Genomic DNA, 19,328 nt, shown 5'->3' on the forward strand with positions numbered 1-19,328 from the left:
CCAGCGGTACTTGAGCGCCGCTCCCGCGGGGGAGCGCCGCCGGGCAAGGAGGGCCGCATGACCGTACGGCGAGTAATGGGCATCGAGACGGAGTACGGGATCTCCGTCCCCGGCCACCCCAACGCCAATGCCATGCTCACCTCGTCCCAGATCGTCAACGCCTACGCGGCGGCGATGCACCGGGCGCGCCGCGCCCGCTGGGACTTCGAGGAGGAGAACCCGCTGCGGGACGCCCGCGGCTTCGACCTCGCCCGCGAGGCCGCAGACTCAAGCCAGTTGACCGACGAGGACATCGGCCTCGCCAACGTCATCCTCACCAACGGGGCGCGGCTTTACGTCGACCACGCGCACCCCGAGTACAGCTCACCCGAGGTCACCAACCCGCGCGACGCCGTCCTGTGGGACAAGGCCGGCGAGCGCATCATGGCCGAGGCGGCCGAGCGCGCGGCCCAACTCCCCGGCGCCCAGCCGATCCACCTGTACAAGAACAACACCGACAACAAGGGCGCCTCGTACGGCACGCACGAGAACTACCTGATGAAGCGGGAGACCGCCTTCTCGGACATCGTGCGCCACCTGACCCCGTTCTTCGTCTCGCGCCAGGTCATCACCGGCGCCGGACGGGTGGGCATCGGCCAGGACGGCCACGAGCACGGCTTCCAGATCAGCCAGCGTGCCGACTACTTCGAGGTCGAGGTCGGCCTGGAGACGACCCTCAAGCGCCCGATCATCAACACCCGCGACGAGCCCCACGCGGACGCCGAGAAGTACCGCCGCCTGCACGTCATCATCGGCGACGCGAACCTCTCGGAGATCTCGACGTACCTCAAGCTGGGCACGACCTCGCTGGTCCTGTCCATGATCGAGGAAGGGTTCATCAACGTCGACCTGGCCGTGGACCAGCCGGTCCGCACCCTCCACCAGGTCTCGCACGACCCCACCCTGCAACACCTGGTCACGCTCCGCAGCGGCCGCACGCTGACGGCCGTCCAGCTGCAGATGGAGTACTTCGAGCTGGCGCGCAAGTACGTCGAGGAGCGGTTCGGGGCGGACGCCGACGAGCAGACCAAGGACGTCCTGGTCCGCTGGGAGGACGTCCTGAACCGGCTGGAGAACGACCCGATGAGCCTGTCGGGCGAGCTCGACTGGATCGCCAAGCGCGAGCTGATGGAGGGCTACCGGCGCCGCGACGGCCTCGACTGGGACGCGGCCCGGCTGCACCTGGTGGACCTCCAGTACGCGGACGTCCGGCCCGAGAAGGGGCTCTACAACCGTCTGGTGGCCCGCGGCAAGATGAAGCGCCTCCTGGACGATCCCGGCGTCCTGCGGGCGCAGACCAAGCCCCCGGAGGACACCAGGGCGTATTTCCGCGGCCGCTGTCTGGAGCAGTACGCGGACGACGTCGCGGCGGCCTCCTGGGACTCGGTGATCTTCGACCTGCCGGGCCGTGACTCGCTGCAGCGGGTGCCAACCCTGGAACCCCTACGCGGAACGCGTAATCACGTGAAGGCGCTGCTCGACCGGTGCCGCACGGCCGAAGATCTGGTGCGGGTGCTCTCAGGCGGCTGAAAGGCCGCAGGTGTGGGAAACACAGAGGTAGGCCCCGCACGTTCCACGAAGTGCGGGGCCGATGACAGACCCTGCTTGTAGGGTCTGATCAAGGACATCGAACCGAGCGGGGTGAGGTAGATGGCGACCAAGGACACCGGCGGCGGCCAGCAGAAGGCGACGCGCTCCACCGAGGAGGTCGAGGAGCAGGTGCAGGACGCGCAGGCTTCGGAGGACCTCAAGGAGCGGCAGGAGAAGTTGTCGGACGACGTCGACTCTGTGCTGGATGAAATCGACGACGTGCTCGAGGAAAACGCCGAGGACTTCGTGCGCTCATTCGTGCAAAAAGGTGGACAGTAAAGGCTATCGGGCCACTTTGCCCTTCGAATCGAAGATGGCGGGGGATGAGGGTGGCTGGCGAATCGAACGCAAAGCAATGCAGGAAATGCACGCGAGATCGGCCTCTTGCTGCATTCACGAGGGACAAGAATCGGCGTGACGGCCTGCAGGTGCACTGCCGGGAGTGCGTGGCGGAGTACAGCGCCACGCACTACCGGCGTCGCCGGGAGGCCATGGGCAAGCCGGTTCGGGAACAGGTGGATGTCCCGGCCGGGCACAAGCTCTGTCGGACGTGTGGCGAGGTCAAACCTCACAGTGAATGGCATCGCAATGCGACCGCATCGGATGGTCTGTCGACCCGCTGCAAAGCGTGCAGGGCCGAGCGCGGGCGGCAGGACCACCTCAAGCGCCAGTACGGCATCACGGAAGCCGAACGCGACGGGTTGATTGCCTCTCAAGGGGGCGTCTGCTGCATATGTCTGTCTGCTCCGGCCGCACATGTGGATCACTGCCACAAGACGGGTAAGGTCCGAGGCGTACTCTGCTTCAACTGCAATTCGGCCATCGGCAAGTTGGGAGACGATCCCGACACCGTCCGTCGCGCTGCCGCCTACTTGGAAGGAAACTCGTGGAAGCCAACACTCGTGGCACCGGGCGTCTACCAGCTGCCTTCCTGACGCCTGGCTCCTCCTCATTCATGGACTTCCTGTCCGAGCACTCGCCGGAGATGCTGCCCGGCAAGCGCGCCCTGCCGCCCGTGCAGGGTCACATCGAAGCGCCGCACGGCACGACGATCGTCGCGGCGACGTTCCCCGGCGGGGTCGTCCTGGCCGGCGACCGGCGGGCCACGATGGGCAACATGATCGCCCAGCGCGACATCGAGAAGGTCTTCCCGGCTGACGAGTACTCGGCGGTCGGCATCGCCGGCACCGCCGGCCTCGCGGTCGAGATGGTCAAGCTCTTCCAGCTGGAGCTGGAGCACTTCGAGAAGGTCGAAGGCGCCACGCTCTCCCTGGAGGGCAAGGCCAACCGGCTCTCCACGATGATCCGCAGCAACCTGGGCATGGCCATGCAGGGCCTCGCCGTGGTCCCGCTCTTCGCGGGCTACGACGTGGACCGCGAGAAGGGCCGGATCTTCTCCTACGACGTCACCGGCGGCCGGTCCGAGGAGCACGGCTTCGCCGCCACCGGCTCCGGCTCGATCTTCGCCCGGGGCTCCATGAAGAAGCTCTACCGCGACGATCTGACGGAGCAGGAGACGACCACGCTCGTCATCCAGGCGCTCTACGACGCCGCCGACGACGACTCGGCGACCGGCGGCCCGGACATGGCGCGCCGGATCTTCCCGATCGTCACCGTCATCACCGAGGACGGCTTCCGCAGGCTCACCGAGGCGGAGTCCTCCGAGCTCGCCCGCACCATCCTGGAACGGCGGCTGGAGCAGCCCGACGGCCCGCGGGCCTCCCTCCTCTGAGGCCCGAGCGGGCCCCGAGATGACTTCGCCACTGACAGAAAGGGACGGTTAGCCGGTGTCGACCCCGTTCTATGTCTCACCCCAGCAGGCCATGGCCGACCGTGCGGAGTACGCCCGCAAGGGCATCGCCCGCGGCCGCAGCCTGGTCGTGATCCAGTACGCCGACGGCATCGTGTTCGTCGGTGAGAACCCGTCCCGCGCGCTGCACAAGTTCAGCGAGATCTACGACCGGATCGGCTTCGCGGCCGCCGGCAAGTACAACGAGTACGAGAACCTCCGCATCGGCGGCGTCCGTTACGCGGATCTGCGCGGATACACCTACGACCGCGACGACGTGACGGCCCGTGGGCTCGCCAACGTCTACGCGCAGACCCTGGGCACCATCTTCTCCAGTGTCGGCGAGAAGCCGTACGAGGTGGAGCTGGTCGTCGCCGAGGTCGGCAGCACGCCCGAAGAGGACCAGATCTACCGGCTGCCGCACGACGGTTCGATCGTGGACGAGCACGGCTCGGTCGCGGTCGGCGGCAACGCCGAACAGATCAGCACGTTCCTGGACCAGCGCCACCAGGACGGCATGTCGCTCGCCGAGGCGCTGAAGCTGGCCGTGCAGGCCTTGTCGAACCAGACGAACGGCGCCGACCGGGAGATCCCCGCCGAGCGACTTGAGGTCGCGGTCCTCGACCGGACGCGGCCGCAGCAGCGGAAGTTCAAGCGCATCGTCGGCCGTCAGCTCTCCCGGCTGCTCCAGGCGGATGTGGCCAAGACGGAGCCCACCGAGGCCCCTTCGGACCTGGAGGAGGCGGAGGACGAGTAGTCCCCCCGCTGCCTCACGCGCCCCGGTTCCGCCTCAGGCGGGCCGGGGCGCGGCCGTTGAGCCCCGTACCACCAGTGAGACGGGCAGGTCCCCGGTCTCGGGCGGGCGCCCCTCCAGGACGGCGAGCAGCGCGGCCATGCCGCGGGCGCCGACCTGCTCGGCGGGCAGCGCGAGCGTGGTGAGCTCCGGCTCAAGGGCGGTGGCGAGGGTGAGGCCGTCGAACCCGGTGACCGACACGTCGTCGGGGATGCGAAGGCCGAGCCGGTGGGACGCCTTGCAGGCGCCCGCGGCCAGGAAGTCGTCGTCGCAGACCAGCGCCGTCGGGCGTGGGCCGGCGGCGCGCAGGGCCTGCTCGGCGGCCTCCCGCCCGGAGTCCACGCCGAGCGCTGCTCGGACCGTACGCAGTTCGGAGCCCGGCACCCCGGCGAGCGAGTCCGCCAGCGCGCGGGCGCGGACGACGAACGTCCAGGAGTCCACGTCGGCCGCGACGTGGACGAATCGGCGGTGGCCGAGCCCGAGCAGATGCTCCGTCAGGCGCCGTACGCCGTCGGCGATGTCGAGGTTGACGTGGGCCGCGGGCCCGGGCTCGTCGGGGTCGCTGTCGAGCATGACCAGCGGCAGGTCGCTGCCGCGGATCGAGGCGAGCGCGCCCGCCGCCATCGAGGAGGCGATGACCCCGTCGAGCGCGGTGCGCGCGGAGTCGAAGGGGTCGCGGGCTGGCCCGATGCCCTCGGGGGAGGGGTAGAGCACCACGCCGAAGCCGTGCTCGGCGGCGACCTTGGCCGCGCCCGCGTAGACCTGGGCGAAGAACTCGCTGGTCATGGCGGGCACGACGAGCAGCGCCGTCCTGGTGCGGCCGAGCCGCAGGCTGCGGGCGGCCAGGTTGGGGCGGTAGCCGAGCTCCCGCGCGGCCTCCCTGACCAGGCCCGCGGTCCGCTCCGAGACGCGGCCCCGCCACTTGTCGCCCAGGACCAGCGAGACGGTGGCCTGCGAGACGCCCGCCGCGCTCGCCACGTCCCGGCTGGTGGGCCGGGACCCGGCCGGCCGGCCGGACATCGCGGCGCGGGCGGCGCGCACCCCCGCGCGGGCCGCCACCGGCGTGGGTTGCGGGATGTCCGGGCTGGTCACGGGTCCTCCAGGGCGGCTGGTCGGCGGGCACGGGGTAGACCCGCGGGCTTGCCACATGGTACGTATGACCTCGGAAGTTATACGTAACACGTGAGGAGTGGCCATGGCGGCGGGATACGCGGAGATCCTTCGGACCCGGCACGCCGCGCGGCTGCTCGCGGGCACGCTCACCGGCCGGCTGCCGAACGCGACCGCCGCGATCGCGGTCGTCTTCTTCGTACGGGCCGAGGGCGGCAGCTACTCCCTCGCGGGCGCGCTGACCGCCGTCTACGGCCTGGCCACGGCCGTCGGCCAGCCGCTGCTCGGGCGCGCCGTCGACCTGTACGGACAGCCGCGCGTGATGCTCCCCGCCTCCGTCCTCGCGGCCCTCGGCATGGTCCTGCTCGCCGTCGTCGGCATCGAGCCGGTGGCCGTCGCGTATGCGGCCGTCCTCGTCGCCGGGCTCGCCACTCCGCCCCTGGAGGGCGGTCTGCGCGCCCTGTGGCCCAGCGTCCTCAAGCGCGAGGACCAGGTGCACACCGCGTACGCCATGGACGCGATAGCCCAGGAGGTGATGTTCACGGTCGGCCCGCTGCTCGTCACCGTGTCCATCGCGCTCTGGTCGCCCGCCACCGCGCTGCTGCTCATCAACGCGCTCGGGGTGCTCGGCGCGCTCAGCGTCGTACTCTCCGAGCCGTCCAGGACCTGGCGTTCGGCGCCCCGCGAGGCGCACTGGCTCGGCGCGCTGCGCTCGCCCGGACTCCTCGCGCTGCTCGGCTCGTTCTTCTTCGTCGGCCTCGCGCTCGGCGCCATCATCGTCGCCGCGTCCGCCTACGCCGACGACCACGGCAGCGACACGATCTACGGCTGGCTGATGGCCGCCAACGGACTCGGCGCGCTGCTCGGCGGGCTCGTCTACGGGGCCCGGCAGTGGAGCGGCGCCCCCGAGAAGCGGCTGCGGATTCTGGTCGCGCTGCTCGCGGTCGGCTACCTGCCATTGACGCTGGTCCCCGGCGTGCCCGCGATGGCCGCGCTCACCGTCGTCTCCGGCCTCTTCCTCGCGCCGTCCATCGCCTGCGCGTTCATCGTCGTCGACCGGCACGCCCCGCGCGGCACGGTCACCGAGGCCTTCTCCTGGCTGGTGACGGCGTTCGGCGTCGGCACCGCGCTCGGCACGGCGGCCGCGGGCCCGGCGGTCGAACTCGGCGGAACGGGCGCCAGTTTCGCGGTCGCGGGCGGCGGCGGCCTCGCGGCCCTCGTCGTACTCCTCGCCACCCAGCGCGTCCTGGCAGCTCCCGGGCGTCGGCCGGATGTCGCCGGAGTTGACGAAAATGATCGAAACCGTGCCGTCGAACCCGGTTTCAGCTCAGGCCATCAGGCGTAATGTTCACTCATGGACCGCCGCATTTTCGGGCTGGAGAACGAGTACGGCGTCACGTGCACGTTCAGGGGACAGCGCCGACTGTCTCCTGACGAAGTGGCGCGCTACCTCTTCCGCCGTGTTGTGTCATGGGGCCGCAGCAGCAACGTCTTTCTGCGGAACGGCGCCCGCCTCTACCTGGACGTGGGATCGCATCCGGAATACGCAACTCCCGAATGCGACAACGTGACCGAACTGGTCACCCACGACAAAGCCGGCGAGCGCATTCTCGAAGGCCTGCTCGTCGACGCCGAACGCCGCCTGCACGAGGAGGGAATCGCGGGCGACGTCTATCTCTTCAAGAACAACACCGACTCGGCGGGAAACTCCTACGGATGCCACGAGAACTATCTCGTCGCCCGGCACGGAGAGTTCTCCCGGCTCGCGGACATCCTCATTCCGTTCCTCGTCACCCGCCAGTTGATCTGCGGCGCCGGCAAGGTGCTGCAGACCCCGCGCGGCGCGGTCTACTGCGTCAGCCAGCGCGCCGAACACATCTGGGAGGGCGTCAGCTCCGCCACCACCCGCTCGCGTCCCATCATCAACACCCGGGACGAGCCGCACGCGGACGCCGAGCGCTACCGGCGCCTGCACGTCATCGTCGGCGACTCCAACATGTCCGAGACGACCATGCTGTTGAAGGTCGGCGCCACCGACCTCGTCCTGCGCATGATCGAAGCCGGTACGGTGATGCGCGACCTCACGCTGGAGAACCCGATCCGGGCCATCCGCGAGGTCTCGCACGACATCACGGGCCAGCGCAAGGTGCGCCTGGCCAGCGGGCGCGAGGCCTCCGCCCTCGAAGTGCAGCGCGAGTACTACGAGAAGGCCGTGGACTTCGTGGAGCGCCGCGGCATCCGCACCGGCACCGTCGACCAGGTCCTCGAACTGTGGGGCCGCACCCTGGACGCGATCGAGGCCGAGGACCTCGACCGGATCGGCACCGAGATCGACTGGGTCATGAAGTACAAGCTCATCGAGCGGTACCGGGCCAAGAACAACATGACCATGTCGCACCCGCGCGTCGCGCAGATAGACCTCGCCTACCACGACATCCACCGCCGGCGGGGCCTGTACTACCTCCTGGAGCGCAAGGGCCAGGCGGCCAGGATCTGCAACGACCTGAAGATCTTCGAGGGCAAGTCGGTGCCCCCGCAGACCACCAGGGCCCGCCTGCGCGGCGACTTCATCCGCCGTGCCCAGGAGCAGCGCCGGGACTTCACCGTCGACTGGGTGCACCTGAAGCTCAACGACCAGGCGCAGCGCACCGTGTTGTGCAAGGACCCGTTCCGGTCGGTGGACGACCGGGTGGAGAAGCTGATCGCCGGTATGTGAGACGGCATCAGTGGTCGTGACCGGGGCCCCGTGCGCTGTTGCGTGCGGGGCCCCCGGGCATGCCGGACCCTTGTGGTACGGGAGTGGGGCCGTAGAGTGGCGGCTCCGACCGTTCCAGCTACCCCGAGGACCACTGTGCGACGCCGACTTGCTGCCGCGCTCATCGTGCCGGCCCTGATGCTCACCGCGGCCTGCGGAGGAGGTGACGACTCGGCGAAGAAGAAGGACGCGTCCGCCTCCCCCTCCGACCAGGCGTCCCAGCCCGCCGCTCCCAAGCCGGTGTCCGACGCCTCGCCGATGCCCACCGTCGCGGGCGACCTGGGCAAGAAGCCCACGATCACCATCCCCAAGGGCGACCCGAGCGGGAAGTTCGTCGTCAAGACGCTGACCGCGGGCACCGGCCCCGAGGTCAAGAAGGACGACCTCGCGGTGACGAAGTACACCGGGAAGATCTGGAAGAGCGGCAAGGACCTCGCCGGTTCCTACGACAAGGACGGCGTGCCCCAGGTCATCCCGGCCGGCTCGCAGACCTACATCCCCGCGTTCAGCGAGGCGGTGCTCGGCCAGAAGGTCGGCGCCCGCGTCCTGGTCGTCGCCCCGCCGTCCGCCGCGTTCGGCGCCGCGGGCAAGCAGGAGCTCGGCGTCTCCGGCACCGACAACCTGGTCTTCGTCCTCGACGTCGACAGCGTGATGCCGAAGAAGGTCGAGGGCACCCAGGCCGCCATCCCGTCCGACCTGCCGCAGATCAAGGCGGACAAGGACGAGGCGGCCACGATCACGGTCCCGAAGAACGACCCGCCGAAGAAGCTCGTCGACCAGGTCCTCATCGAGGGCAAGGGCGCCGAGGTCAAGAGCGGCCAGACCGTCTACATGCAGTACAGCGGGGCCACCTGGAAGCCCAACGAGGGACTGCCGCAGGCGAAGCTGTTCGACACGTCCTGGAAGACCGGCGCCCCGTTCTCGACCACGATCGGTCAGGGCCAGGTCATCGAGGGCTGGGACAAGGGTCTCGTCGGCAAGAAGGTCGGCAGCCGTGTCCTGCTGGTCATCCCGCCGGAGCAGGGCTACAAGGACAAGGCCCAGGGTGCGGACATCCCGGCCAACTCGACCCTGGTCTTCGTCGTGGACATCCTCGGAGCAGTGTAAGACTGTCCGGGTTGCCCATAGCGATAAGTAGGAGCATTACGTGAGCATCGACAAGCCCGAGATCGACTTCCCCGAGGGTCAGCCGCCGGCGGACCTGGAGATCAAGGAGATCTGGGAGGGCGACGGCGCCGTCGCCAAGGCCGGCGACTTCGTCAAGGTCCACTACGTCGGCGTGGCCTTCTCCACCGGCGAGGAGTTCGACGCCTCCTGGAACCGCGGCAACCCGCTGGAGTTCAAGCTGGGTGCCGGCCAGGTCATCTCCGGCTGGGACCAGGGCATCCAGGGCATGAAGGTCGGCGGTCGCCGCCGGCTGACCATCCCGGCCCACCTCGCCTACGGCGACCGCGGCGCCGGCAGCGCCATCGCCCCGGGCGAGACGCTGATCTTCGTCTGCGACCTGGTCTCCGTCTGAGACGCACCTCGATCAGTCCCGAGTGATCGGAGCTGATCAGACCGAGGGCCCGTGCCTGCTGGCATGGGCCCTCGGCTTTTGCCCGGACAGCCGGGGGCGGTACGGTCAACGGTCGTAGCGCACAACGAGAGAGGGCGTAGGGCATCGATGGCGATTGCCAAGGCCGAGCGGCTGATGAACCTGGCGCTGTGTCTGCTCGGGACACGGCGCGCACTCAGCAAGCGGGAGCTGCGCGAGTCCATCGAGGCCTATCTCGAAGCCGGGTCCGACGACTCCTTCAACCGGATGTTCGAGCGGGACAAGGACGATCTGCGGGAACTCGGCCTCGTCATCGAGACCGTCGAGAACCTCGACGGCGAGACCGGCTACCTCGCCCGCCGCGACAGCAACCGCCTGCCGCCGGTCCAGCTCGACGCCGAGGAGGCCGCGGCCCTCGGGCTCGCCGCCCGCGTCTGGCAGCAGGCCCGGCTCGCGGGCGCGGCCAGCGGAGCGCTCCAGAAGCTGCGCGCCGCCGGCATGCCGGAAGCCGACAATCCGTATGAGCACAGCGCCATCGAGCCGCGCATCCCGGTCCATGAGACGGCCTTCGAGCCGTTGATGCTGGCCTGCCGTGACCGGCGCCCGGTCGTCTTCGACTACCGCAAGGTCACCGCCGTACGCCCCGAGGCCCGGCACGTCGAGCCCTGGGGCCTAGAGTGCTGGCGCGGCCACTGGTACCTGGCCGGCTGGGACCGCGACCGGGGTGCCGAGCGGGTGTTCCGGCTCAGCCGCATCTCCGGCCGGGTCCGCTCCCGCGCGGCCGCCTTCACCGCGCCGGTGCCCGACGTCGTCACCGTGCGCGAGACGGTCGAGAGCTGGGCGGGGGAGACCGCGACCCGCTCGGCCAGGATCCGGCTGCGCGCCGGAGCCGGCTACCCGCTGCGCTCACGGGCCACCTCGACGCGGGAACTCGGCGACGGGTGGGACGAGTTGGAGATTCCGTACGGGCACGGGCTGGACGCCCACCTCGTGGAATTCGGCCCCGACGTGGTCGTGCTGGAGCCCGCCGATCTGCGGGCCGACGTGATGGAACGGCTGCGCGCCGTGGCCAAGGGCTGAGGGGGACCGTACGACCATGGCTGCGAACGCCATCGACCAGACGCGGCGGATGCTGTCGCTGGTGACCTATCTGCGTGAGCGCCCCGGTGCCCACGTCGCGGACGTCGCCCGCGCCTTCGGCATCACCGAGGACGAACTGATCTCCGACCTCGACGTGCTGCCCATGTGCGGCACGAGCTTCCGAGGCGGCGACCTCCTGGACATCGACACCGACGGCGACCGCATCTGGTGGCACAACCCGGACGACGTCGCGGCCCCGCTCCGGCTCGCCGCCGACGAGGCGACCGCGCTGCTCGTGGCCGCGCGGGCCGTCTCCACGCTGCCCGGCCTGCGCGAGGGCGACCGGCAGGCGCTGCTGCGCGCCACCGCCAAGCTGGAGGCCGCGGCCGGCGAAGCCGCCGGCGCCAGCTCCCGGCTCTCGGTCACCTTCGAGTCCGAGGGCGGCGTCTTCGCCGAGGTCGACCGGGCGATCTCCGAGCGCCGCCGGCTGTGGGTGAAGTACTACTCACCGGCCCGCGACGAGCTCACCGAGCGCGAGGTCGACCCGATCCGGCTCTTCGCCGTCGGCCACACCTACATGGAGGCGTGGTGCCGGCTCTCCGAGGCCCGGCGCACCTTCCGCCTCGACCGGGTCGCCGAGATCCGCCTGCTCGACGAGGCCTCCGCGCCGCCCGAGCTGGAGCTGCGCGACCTGTCGGAGGGGCTCGTCCAGCCGTCCGCCGAGGACCCCGAGGTCGTCGTCGAGGTCGGCCCCGGCGGCCGCTGGGTCGCGGAGTACTACCCGCACGACAGCGCCGAGGAGCTCCCCGACGGCGGCCTGCGGATCACGCTGCGCACGCCCGACCCCGCATCGCTGCGGCGCCTGGCGCTGCGCCTCGGTCAGGACGGCCGGATCGTCTCGCCGGACGACCTCGCCGAGAGCGCCCGGCGCGCGGCCCGCGAGGCGCTGGCCGGCTATGAGGAACCGCCCGCGCTCGACCACCAGAGCTGAGGAGAATTGCGGAACATGTCGGTATTGCCCGGTATTTCCCGTCCCGTGATCCCGGTCCTCTTCAAGGCGGCCTGCCCGGAGTGCCGCGCCCGCTTCGAACTCGGCGCGGCCGCGCTCCGCCTCGCCATCGGAGCCAGCCGCCGCACCACGTTCTACTCCTTCACCTGTCCCGAGTGCGGCTCGGCCGTCCGCAAGCCGGCCGGGGAGCGCATCATCGAACTCCTCACTGGCGGCGGCGTCCGCACCCTCCGCCTCCACTCCACCGTCTAGGGTCCGCATCCATGTTCTGGCCGATGACCGCCATCGCCCTCGGGTTCCTCGGGATCGCCGTGCTCGGCGTCCTCGCCGTCAACGTTTTCGTCGAGGCGCAGCGGCTCGGCCGCCAAGTGGCCGACACCACAAGGAAGATCAACCGTGCGGCCGAGGACCTGGAGCGCGCCGCCGTCGACCTCGCGGGCGCCGGGGAAACGCTGAGGTGACCGGTCCGCTCTGATGTCGCCCGTTTCGGGGCGGTACGCTGCACAACGCGGCCCAGGTAGCGAGGCCCGGTCCGCAAACGGGCGTACGCACGGGGATTGCCCAGCGTTTACCCCTGCGCGTTACGATCGCTGCACGTAAGGCGGTCGGACACCAGTCCGGCTGCCCTCCAGCAGCCCCCTACCCTGCAGCCTCGGTGAGAAGGTAAACGCTTATGTTCGGAAGGCTCGGCGCCCCCGAGATCATTCTCATCCTCATCGTCGTCGTCCTGCTGTTCGGCGCGAAGAAGCTCCCGGACATGGCGCGGTCGCTCGGCAAGTCGGCCCGCATCCTCAAGAGCGAGGCCAAGGCCATGAAGTCCGAAGGGCAGCAGCCCGCTCCGGCCGACCCGCCGGCCGAGCAGCCGCCGGCCCAGCGCACGATCCAGTCCGCGCCCGGCGACGTGAGCAGCGCCCGTCCGGTGACCGAGCCGACGGACACCACGCAGCGCTGACACCGGGCCGAAGCAGGCGCTGTTCACCTCTGTGACCAAAGTGACCTGCCGCACGAGATGAGGACGTGGGTTGCTCAAGTCTGCCCGCAAACAACAGAGGGACCCCGAGGGGCGGATGCCGCTCTCGGACCACCTTCGCGAGCTGCGCAACCGGCTCGCGAAGTCGGTGTTGGCGATCCTGGTCTGCGCCATAGTGGCGGCGTTCTACTACAAGGACATCGCTGAGCTGATCACGCGGCCGATCAAGGAAGCCGTGGACTGCACGGTGCCGTTCACCGAGCTCACCAAGAAGGACGGTGGCACCTGCGGCAACATCACCATGTCCGGCCTCATGGGGCCGTTCACGCTGATGATCAAGGTGTCGATGGTCGCGGGCGTCGTCGCAGCCAGCCCGGTCTGGCTCTACCAGCTGTGGGCGTTCGTCTCGCCCGGCCTGCACAAACACGAGAAGCGATACTCGCTGAGCTTCGTAGCGGCGGGCTTCCCGCTATTCGTGGCCGGCGGCTGGTTCTCGTACAACGTGCTGCCCGCAGCGGCCAGGGTGCTCCTGGACTTTACCCCGGCAGGGGTAGCCAACCTCTTGCCGCTGAACGAGCTCATCGACCTCGTCACCCGCATGATCATCGTCTTCGGCCTCTCCTTCGAGCTGCCGCTGTTCCTGGTCATGCTCAACTTCAGCGGCATTCTCACCGGCCGCCGCATGCTGGGCTGGTGGCGCGGCATGATCATGGGTGTGACGGTCTTCGCGGCCTTCGCGACGCCGACCGTCGACCCGGTCTCCATGCTCTCGCTCGCCACTCCGATCGTCGGCCTCTACTTCGTCGCCGTCGGCATCTCGCTGATGAACGACAAGCGCCGCAGGGAGCGCGCCGACGCCGAACCCGACGACGACGAGGCCTCCGAACTCGACCTCACCCCCGAGGACGTCGGCACGGTCGAACCCGTGAGCGCGGCCCCGGCCGTGCCCGAGCAGGCCGACGGCGGTCGCTCCAGCAAGCTCAACGGGTACGACGACATCACCTGACCTTGACGGGAACGCCGGACCTTGTAGGGTCCGGCGGGTGACCAGCGAGATCACCCTCTTCGTCAATCCCACCGCCGGACGCGGCCGGGGCGCGCACGCCGCGCAACCGGCCGCTTCCGCGTTGCGAGCCGCCGGATTCTCCGTACGCACCGTGCTCGGCGAGGACGCCGACGACGCGCTGCGCCGGGCCCGCGAGGCCGTCGATGGCGGCACCGGAGCGCTCATCACCGTCGGCGGCGACGGCATGGTCAACCTCGCCCTCCAGGCCGTCGCCGGGACCAGGACACCGCTCGGCGTCGTCGCAGCGGGCACCGGCAACGACTTCGCCCGCGCCCTCGGCCTGCCCATACGTGACCCGGCCCGAGCGGGAGAACTCGCGGCTCGGGCCCTCAAAGGCGCGCACATCCGGGACATCGACCTCGGCCGCACGGGCGACCGCTGGTTCGCCACCGTCCTCGCCTCCGGCTTCGACTCCAAGGTCAACGACCGGGGCAACCGGATGCGGTGGCCCAGCGGCCGCTTCAAGTACGACCTCGCGATGCTCGCCGAACTGGCCGCCTTCAAGCCGATCCCATACAAGATCACGCTCGACGACGGCGAGACCCGCGAGATCGAGGCGACCCTCGTCGCCGTCGGAAACGCGTCCTCCTACGGAGGAGGCATGCGCATCTGCGCCGGCGCCGATCCGACCGACGGGCTCTTCGACGTCACCGTCGTCGGCGACTGCTCACGGGCGACCCTCCTCAAGGTCTTCCCGCGGGTCTACAAGGGCACCCACCTCGGCCATCCCAAGGTCACCACGCACCGCGTCTCCTCGATCACGCTCGCCGCGGACGGCATCACCGGCTACGCCGACGGGGAACGGCTCGGTCCGCTCCCGCTCACCGCGGAGTGTGTACGCGCCGCCGTACGGGTATTGGCACCCGTACCGGCGCCCGGCCGGAAGGCCGTCAGTACCGGCCTCCAATAAAGATCGCGACCTCTGTCAGAGGCGGCGGGTAGGCTCGAAGACAAGATGACAGAGGACCTCTCACCAGCCGAAGCGTACGCAGCTGCCCGGCTCCGCGCCGTCGAGCAGGCCACCGCGCTCGCACCCTTCCGCGACCTGTACGACTTCGATCTGGACCCCTTCCAGATCGAGGCCTGCCAGGCCCTCGAAGCCGGAAAGGGCGTGCTCGTCGCGGCCCCCACCGGCTCCGGCAAGACCATCGTCGGCGAGTTCGCCGTGCACCTGGCCCTGCAGCAGGGCCGCAAATGCTTCTACACCACGCCCATCAAGGCGCTGTCCAACCAGAAGTACGCCGACCTCGCGCGCCGCTACGGCGCCGACAAGGTCGGCCTGCTGACCGGCGACAACAGCGTCAACGCCGACGCGCCCGTGATCGTCATGACCACCGAAGTGCTCCGCAACATGCTGTACGCGGGCTCCCAGGCGCTGCTCGGGCTCGGATACGTGGTGATGGACGAGGTGCACTACCTCTCCGACCGCTTCCGCGGCGCCGTATGGGAAGAGGTGATCATCCACCTCCCGGAGTCCGTCACCCTGGTCTCGCTGTCGGCGACCGTCTCCAACGCGGAGGAGTTCGGCGACTGGCTGGACACCGTGCGCGGCGACACCGAAGTGATCGTCTCCGAGCACCGCCCCGTGCCGCTGTGGCAGCACGTCATGGCCGGCCGGCGCATGTACGACCTCTTCGAGGAGGAGTCCGACCACGGCGGGCGCGGCGTCGCCCGGCGCGAGGTCAACCCCGACCTGCTGCGCATGGCGCGGATGGAGAACCAGAAGACGTACAACCCGCGCGACCGGCGCCGCGGCAAGATGGTCCGCGAGGCCGACCGCGAGCGGGAGCGCCGCTCGCGCTCCCGGATCTGGACGCCCGGCCGCCCCGAAGTCATCGAACGGCTCGACGCCGAAGGCCTGTTGCCGGCCATCACCTTCATCTTCAGCCGCGCCGCCTGCGAGGCCGCCGTACAGCAGTGCATGTACGCGGGCCTCAGGCTCAACGACGAGGAAGCGCGCCAGCAGGTCCGTGAAATCGTCGAGGAGCGCACCGCCTCCATCCCCGGCGAGGACCTGCACGTCCTCGGCTACTACGAATGGCTCGAAGGCCTGGAGCGCGGCATCGCCGCCCACCACGCGGGCATGCTGCCCACCTTCAAGGAGGTCGTGGAAGAGCTGTTCGTACGCGGCCTGGTGAAGGCCGTCTTCGCCACCGAGACCCTCGCGCTCGGCATCAACATGCCCGCGCGCTCAGTGGTGTTGGAAAAGCTCGTCAAGTGGAACGGCGAACAGCACGCCGACATCACACCCGGCGAGTACACGCAGCTCACCGGCCGGGCCGGGCGGCGCGGCATCGACGTCGAAGGCCACGCCGTGGTCCTGTGGCAGCGCGGCATGGACCCGGGCGCGCTCGCGGGCCTGGCCGGCACGCGCACCTACCCGCTGCGCTCCAGCTTCAAGCCCTCGTACAACATGGCCGTCAACCTGGTCCAGCAGTTCGGCAGGCACCGCTCGCGCGAGCTCCTGGAAACCTCCTTCGCGCAGTTCCAGGCCGACAAGTCCGTCGTCGGCATCTCGCGCCAGGTCCAGCGCAACGAAGAGGGCCTGGAGGGCTACCGGGAGGGCATGCACTGCCACCTCGGGGACTTCGAGGAGTACGCGCGGATGCGGCGCGACCTCAAGGACCGCGAGACCGAACTCGCCAAGCACGGCGCCGCCCAGCGCCGGGCGGCCGCAGCGGCCTCCCTGGAGAAGCTCAAGCCGGGCGACATCATCCACGTGCCGACCGGCAAGTTCGCCGGCCTCGCCCTGGTCCTCGACCCGGGGATCCCCGCCGGGCGCACCAACGGCCACCGCGGCTTCGAGCAGCACGACGGGCCCCGCCCGCTCGTGCTGACCGCCGAACGGCAGGTCAAGAGGCTCGCCTCGATGGACTTCCCGGTGCCCGTGGAGGCCCTGGAGCGGATGCGCGTGCCGAAGTCGTTCAACGCGCGCTCGCCCCAGTCCCGCCGCGACCTGGCGTCCGCGCTGCGCACCAAAGCCGGGCACATCGTCCCCGAGCGGCACCGCAAGGCCCGCTCCGAAGCGGCCGACGACCGAGAGATCACCCGACTGCGGGCAGCCCTGCGCGCCCACCCCTGCCACGGCTGCGACGAGCGCGAGGACCACGCCCGCTGGGCCGAGCGCTACCACCGCCTCCAGCGCGACACCAAGCAGTTGGAGAAGCGCATCGAGGGGCGCACCAACACCATCGCGCGCACCTTCGACCGCATCGTGGCCCTGCTCACCGAGCTCGACTACCTGCGCGACGACGAGGTCACCGAGCACGGCAAGCGCCTGGCCCGCCTGTACGGCGAACTCGACCTGCTGGCCAGCGAATGCCTGCGCGCGGGCGTCTGGGAAGGGCTCAGCCCCGCCGAACTCGCCGCCTGCGTATCGGCGTTGGTGTACGAGGCCCGTCAGTCCGACGACGCCGTGGCACCCAAGACGCCCTCCGGCAAGGCGAAGGCCGCGCTCGGCGAGATGGTGCGGATCTGGGGCCGGCTCGACGCCCTCGAAGAGGACCACAAGATCAACCAGGCGGAGGGCGTGGGCCAGCGCGAGCCCGACCTCGGCTTCGCCTGGGCCGCCTACCAGTGGGCCTCCGACAAGGGCCTGGACGAGGTGCTCCGCGAGGCCGACATGCCCGCGGGCGACTTCGTCCGCTGGTGCAAGCAGGTCATCGACGTCCTCGGCCAGATCGCGGCCGCCGCGCCGCGCGAGAACAGCACGGTCGCCAAGAACGCCCGCAAGGCGGTCGACGCGCTGCTGCGAGGAGTCGTGGCGTACAGCTCGGTCGGCTGAGAGGTGGGCGGTACGGGATTCCGTACCGCCGGTTCGGGAGTGGCCCCCGCCGGGTTTCCAGCGGGGGCCACTCCATTGGGCCGCTCCATTTCCGGTTCGTTCCGTGAGGGAAGGGGCTGCGGCGAACTTCCGCCCGGCTGCCTCGGATGGCTCAACTATCGGGCGGGCGGAATAGGCGAGTTGAGATCACGTCAGCCGATTTCACCGGGCTTGTGGCGTGCGGCGCGAGAGGCGGCCGCCCGGCGCTGTGGAAAACGGCGTGCCCCTCCCGGGGGACGAGCCGTGGGGGAGATATCCACAGGGGTGGCGGGGTGTCGGTGCTGTCGGATTGCATGTACTCACACGTTGCGCGGTCCACATCGCGCAGGGTTCACATGCCGGACGCAGGCACGCGGCGCACGAACTGACGGGCGCCGCCGGGGAGGGGAGTCACTCTTGACCACAGAAGCGGCCGCGACCGCCCGGGAACGCACCGGGCCACGACGGGTGATGGCGGGCCCGCGCGGCCTGCCGTACCTGGGCAACCTGCCCCAGTTCGGCAAGGACCCGCTCGCCTTCCTCGAACAGCTGCGGAACCGGGGCGACTTGGTGCACTGGCGATTCGGCCGCACGACCTCCCTGTTCGTCGCCGACCCGGAATGCATCGGCGAACTCCTCGCCGAGGTCGAGCACACCTTCGACCAGCCCGACCTCGGAGTCTCCTTCCGCACCCTGCTCGGCAACGGAGTCGTGGTCGCCAAGGGCAAGGACTGGCGCCGCAAGAGATCCCTCGTCCAGCCCTCGGTCCGGCCCAAGCAAGTCCGGTCGTACGCCGCGACCATGGCCGCATGCGCGACGGACCTCGCGGACAGCTGGGCAGACGGGCAGCGCATCGACGTGAAGCGGGAGATGTCCGCGCTCACACAGCGGATAGCCGTGCGCACCATCTTCGGCGTCGACACCGCCGCGGACGCTGACGCCATCGGGCGGGCCATGGAGATAGCCCAGCACGAGATCGGCGTCGAATTCAGCGGGATCGGCGCGCTGCTGCCGGACTGGGTGCCGACGCCGGGCCGGGCCCGCATCAAGAAGGCGACCGCCGTCATCGACGCCGAGGTCGGCCGGGTCGTCGCCCGCCACCGCAAGGGCGACACCGACCGCCCCGACCTGCTCAGCCGGCTGCTCGCCGCCCAGGACGAGACAGGCGCTCACCTCTCCGACCGAGAGATACGCGACGAGACCGTCACCCTCTACATAGGCGGCCACGAAACCACGAGCAGCACGCTGGTCTGGGCGTGGCACCTCCTGGCCCGCAACCCGCGAGTCCGAAAGGCGCTGCGCGAGGAGCTCGACCGGGTCCTCGGCGACCGCGAACCCGGCTACGACGACTACGCGCCGCTCACCTACACCCAGGCCGTGGTGAAGGAGACGCTGAGGCTCTACCCGACGATCTGGCTGCTCACCGCAGTCGCGAAGGAAGGCGCGACGCTGGGCGGCCGTCACATCCCGCCGGGCACCCGGATCTGGACCAGCCAATGGGCCACGCACCGGGACGCCCGCTGGTTCCGCGACCCGGAGGAGTTCCGCCCCGAGCGCTGGGCGGAAGGCGCCGAGGAGATACCCGAATACGCCTGGTTCCCCTTCGGCGGCGGCCCCCGAGCCTGCCTGGGCACCCGCTTCGCGCTGGTGGAAGCGGTACTGATCCTGGCGGTGCTGTCCCGCCGCTTCGACATCGAGGTGGCCCAGGGCGAGCTCAAGCCGGTGCCGGGGCTGACCTTGCAGGTGGAGGGAGAGGTATCGGCTTTCGTGAGGGGGCGGGGGGAGTAG

General features: G+C 70.1%; 19 protein-coding genes. 18 read left to right on the top strand and 1 reads right to left on the bottom strand.

From position 1 onward, the window contains the following. Positions 1-57: 57 nt before the first annotated feature. The 5 genes from dop to prcA all read left to right on the top strand — a co-directional run bounded on the left by dop (position 58) and on the right by prcA (position 4,175). Complete coding sequence (gene dop / locus ADK54_RS00930) at positions 58-1,569, top strand: depupylase/deamidase Dop (RefSeq protein WP_053723503.1); 1,512 nt, start codon at positions 58-60, stop codon at positions 1,567-1,569. A 120-nt stretch (positions 1,570-1,689) separates the two neighbouring features. Beyond that, complete coding sequence (locus ADK54_RS00935; protein ID WP_053723504.1) at positions 1,690-1,908, top strand: ubiquitin-like protein Pup; 219 nt, start codon at positions 1,690-1,692, stop codon at positions 1,906-1,908. Between the two features lie 44 nt (positions 1,909-1,952). Continuing rightward, positions 1,953-2,564 (top strand): endonuclease VII domain-containing protein, encoded by a 612-nt coding sequence (locus ADK54_RS42770; protein WP_078966046.1) that lies wholly within the window; start codon positions 1,953-1,955, stop codon positions 2,562-2,564. Further along, entirely contained in the window at positions 2,516-3,361 is an 846-nt protein-coding gene (gene prcB, locus ADK54_RS00940; protein WP_053723505.1) for a proteasome subunit beta, read from the top strand. Before ADK54_RS42770 ends, prcB begins: the two co-directional genes overlap by 49 nt. Positions 3,362-3,416: 55 nt before the next feature. Next, positions 3,417-4,175 carry a proteasome subunit alpha gene (gene prcA, locus ADK54_RS00945; RefSeq protein ID WP_053723506.1) on the top strand — a complete coding sequence of 253 codons (759 nt, stop codon included), beginning with the start codon at positions 3,417-3,419 and terminating at the stop codon, positions 4,173-4,175. A 33-nt stretch (positions 4,176-4,208) separates the two neighbouring features. On the opposite strand, the gene ADK54_RS00950 is transcribed toward prcA, so the two are convergent. Beyond that, entirely contained in the window at positions 4,209-5,231 is a 1,023-nt protein-coding gene (locus ADK54_RS00950) for a LacI family DNA-binding transcriptional regulator (RefSeq protein ID WP_053723539.1), read from the bottom strand. A 175-nt stretch (positions 5,232-5,406) separates the two neighbouring features. On the opposite strand from ADK54_RS00950, the gene ADK54_RS00955 reads away from it, so the two are divergent. From ADK54_RS00955 to ADK54_RS01015, 13 genes are all read left to right on the top strand, one after another. Further along, positions 5,407-6,666 carry an MFS transporter gene (locus ADK54_RS00955; protein ID WP_053723507.1) on the top strand — a complete coding sequence of 420 codons (1,260 nt, stop codon included), beginning with the start codon at positions 5,407-5,409 and terminating at the stop codon, positions 6,664-6,666. A gap of 9 nt (positions 6,667-6,675) precedes the next feature. Beyond that, positions 6,676-8,037 carry a Pup--protein ligase gene (gene pafA, locus ADK54_RS00960; RefSeq protein WP_053723508.1) on the top strand — a complete coding sequence of 454 codons (1,362 nt, stop codon included), beginning with the start codon at positions 6,676-6,678 and terminating at the stop codon, positions 8,035-8,037. Positions 8,038-8,172: 135 nt separating this feature from the next. After that, complete coding sequence (locus ADK54_RS00965) at positions 8,173-9,183, top strand: FKBP-type peptidyl-prolyl cis-trans isomerase (protein ID WP_053723509.1); 1,011 nt, start codon at positions 8,173-8,175, stop codon at positions 9,181-9,183. 40 nt (positions 9,184-9,223) lie between these two features. Beyond that, complete coding sequence (locus tag ADK54_RS00970) at positions 9,224-9,595, top strand: FKBP-type peptidyl-prolyl cis-trans isomerase (RefSeq protein ID WP_053723510.1); 372 nt, start codon at positions 9,224-9,226, stop codon at positions 9,593-9,595. A gap of 147 nt (positions 9,596-9,742) precedes the next feature. Continuing rightward, complete coding sequence (locus tag ADK54_RS00975; protein WP_053723511.1) at positions 9,743-10,693, top strand: helix-turn-helix transcriptional regulator; 951 nt, start codon at positions 9,743-9,745, stop codon at positions 10,691-10,693. Positions 10,694-10,709: 16 nt separating this feature from the next. After that, positions 10,710-11,684, top strand: coding sequence for a helix-turn-helix transcriptional regulator (locus ADK54_RS00980; protein WP_053723512.1), 975 nt, complete (start codon positions 10,710-10,712; stop codon positions 11,682-11,684). A gap of 15 nt (positions 11,685-11,699) precedes the next feature. Continuing rightward, positions 11,700-11,954 (top strand): hypothetical protein, encoded by a 255-nt coding sequence (locus tag ADK54_RS00985; protein ID WP_189962092.1) that lies wholly within the window; start codon positions 11,700-11,702, stop codon positions 11,952-11,954. 11 nt (positions 11,955-11,965) lie between these two features. Then, complete coding sequence (locus ADK54_RS00990) at positions 11,966-12,163, top strand: hypothetical protein (RefSeq protein WP_053723514.1); 198 nt, start codon at positions 11,966-11,968, stop codon at positions 12,161-12,163. Between the two features lie 212 nt (positions 12,164-12,375). Next, positions 12,376-12,654, top strand: coding sequence for a Sec-independent protein translocase subunit TatA (gene tatA, locus ADK54_RS00995; RefSeq protein ID WP_053723515.1), 279 nt, complete (start codon positions 12,376-12,378; stop codon positions 12,652-12,654). Between the two features lie 70 nt (positions 12,655-12,724). After that, complete coding sequence (tatC, locus tag ADK54_RS01000) at positions 12,725-13,678, top strand: twin-arginine translocase subunit TatC (protein WP_053723516.1); 954 nt, start codon at positions 12,725-12,727, stop codon at positions 13,676-13,678. Positions 13,679-13,715: 37 nt separating this feature from the next. Then, complete coding sequence (locus ADK54_RS01005; RefSeq protein WP_053723517.1) at positions 13,716-14,648, top strand: diacylglycerol kinase; 933 nt, start codon at positions 13,716-13,718, stop codon at positions 14,646-14,648. Between the two features lie 45 nt (positions 14,649-14,693). Continuing rightward, the gene (locus tag ADK54_RS01010; RefSeq protein ID WP_053723518.1) at positions 14,694-17,522 is read left to right on the top strand and encodes a DEAD/DEAH box helicase; all 2,829 of its coding nucleotides are present in this window, start codon (positions 14,694-14,696) and stop codon (positions 17,520-17,522) included. A gap of 489 nt (positions 17,523-18,011) precedes the next feature. Next, a complete protein-coding gene (locus tag ADK54_RS01015; protein WP_107090434.1) occupies positions 18,012-19,328 on the top strand; it encodes a cytochrome P450 in 1,317 nt (438 codons plus the stop codon).

The sequence above is a fragment of the Streptomyces sp. WM6378 genome, from assembly GCF_001279695.1.
In the GTDB taxonomy this organism is placed as follows: domain Bacteria; phylum Actinomycetota; class Actinomycetes; order Streptomycetales; family Streptomycetaceae; genus Streptomyces.

Bases quoted from the DNA above. Each gene is read 5' to 3' on its own strand.
- dop (WP_053723503.1), top strand. From the start codon at position 58: ATGACCGTACGGCGAGTAATGGGCATCGAGACGGAGTACGGGATCTCC.
- ADK54_RS00935 (WP_053723504.1), top strand. From the start codon at position 1,690: ATGGCGACCAAGGACACCGGCGGCGGCCAGCAGAAGGCGACGCGCTCC.
- ADK54_RS42770 (WP_078966046.1), top strand. From the start codon at position 1,953: ATGAGGGTGGCTGGCGAATCGAACGCAAAGCAATGCAGGAAATGCACG.
- ADK54_RS00950 (WP_053723539.1), bottom strand. From the start codon at position 5,231: ATGTCCGGCCGGCCGGCCGGGTCCCGGCCCACCAGCCGGGACGTGGCG.
- ADK54_RS00955 (WP_053723507.1), top strand. From the start codon at position 5,407: ATGGCGGCGGGATACGCGGAGATCCTTCGGACCCGGCACGCCGCGCGG.
- pafA (WP_053723508.1), top strand. From the start codon at position 6,676: ATGGACCGCCGCATTTTCGGGCTGGAGAACGAGTACGGCGTCACGTGC.
- ADK54_RS00975 (WP_053723511.1), top strand. From the start codon at position 9,743: ATGGCGATTGCCAAGGCCGAGCGGCTGATGAACCTGGCGCTGTGTCTG.
- ADK54_RS00980 (WP_053723512.1), top strand. From the start codon at position 10,710: ATGGCTGCGAACGCCATCGACCAGACGCGGCGGATGCTGTCGCTGGTG.
- ADK54_RS00985 (WP_189962092.1), top strand. From the start codon at position 11,700: ATGTCGGTATTGCCCGGTATTTCCCGTCCCGTGATCCCGGTCCTCTTC.
- ADK54_RS00990 (WP_053723514.1), top strand. From the start codon at position 11,966: ATGTTCTGGCCGATGACCGCCATCGCCCTCGGGTTCCTCGGGATCGCC.
- tatA (WP_053723515.1), top strand. From the start codon at position 12,376: ATGTTCGGAAGGCTCGGCGCCCCCGAGATCATTCTCATCCTCATCGTC.
- ADK54_RS01010 (WP_053723518.1), top strand. From the start codon at position 14,694: ATGACAGAGGACCTCTCACCAGCCGAAGCGTACGCAGCTGCCCGGCTC.
- ADK54_RS01015 (WP_107090434.1), top strand. From the start codon at position 18,012: ATGGCGGGCCCGCGCGGCCTGCCGTACCTGGGCAACCTGCCCCAGTTC.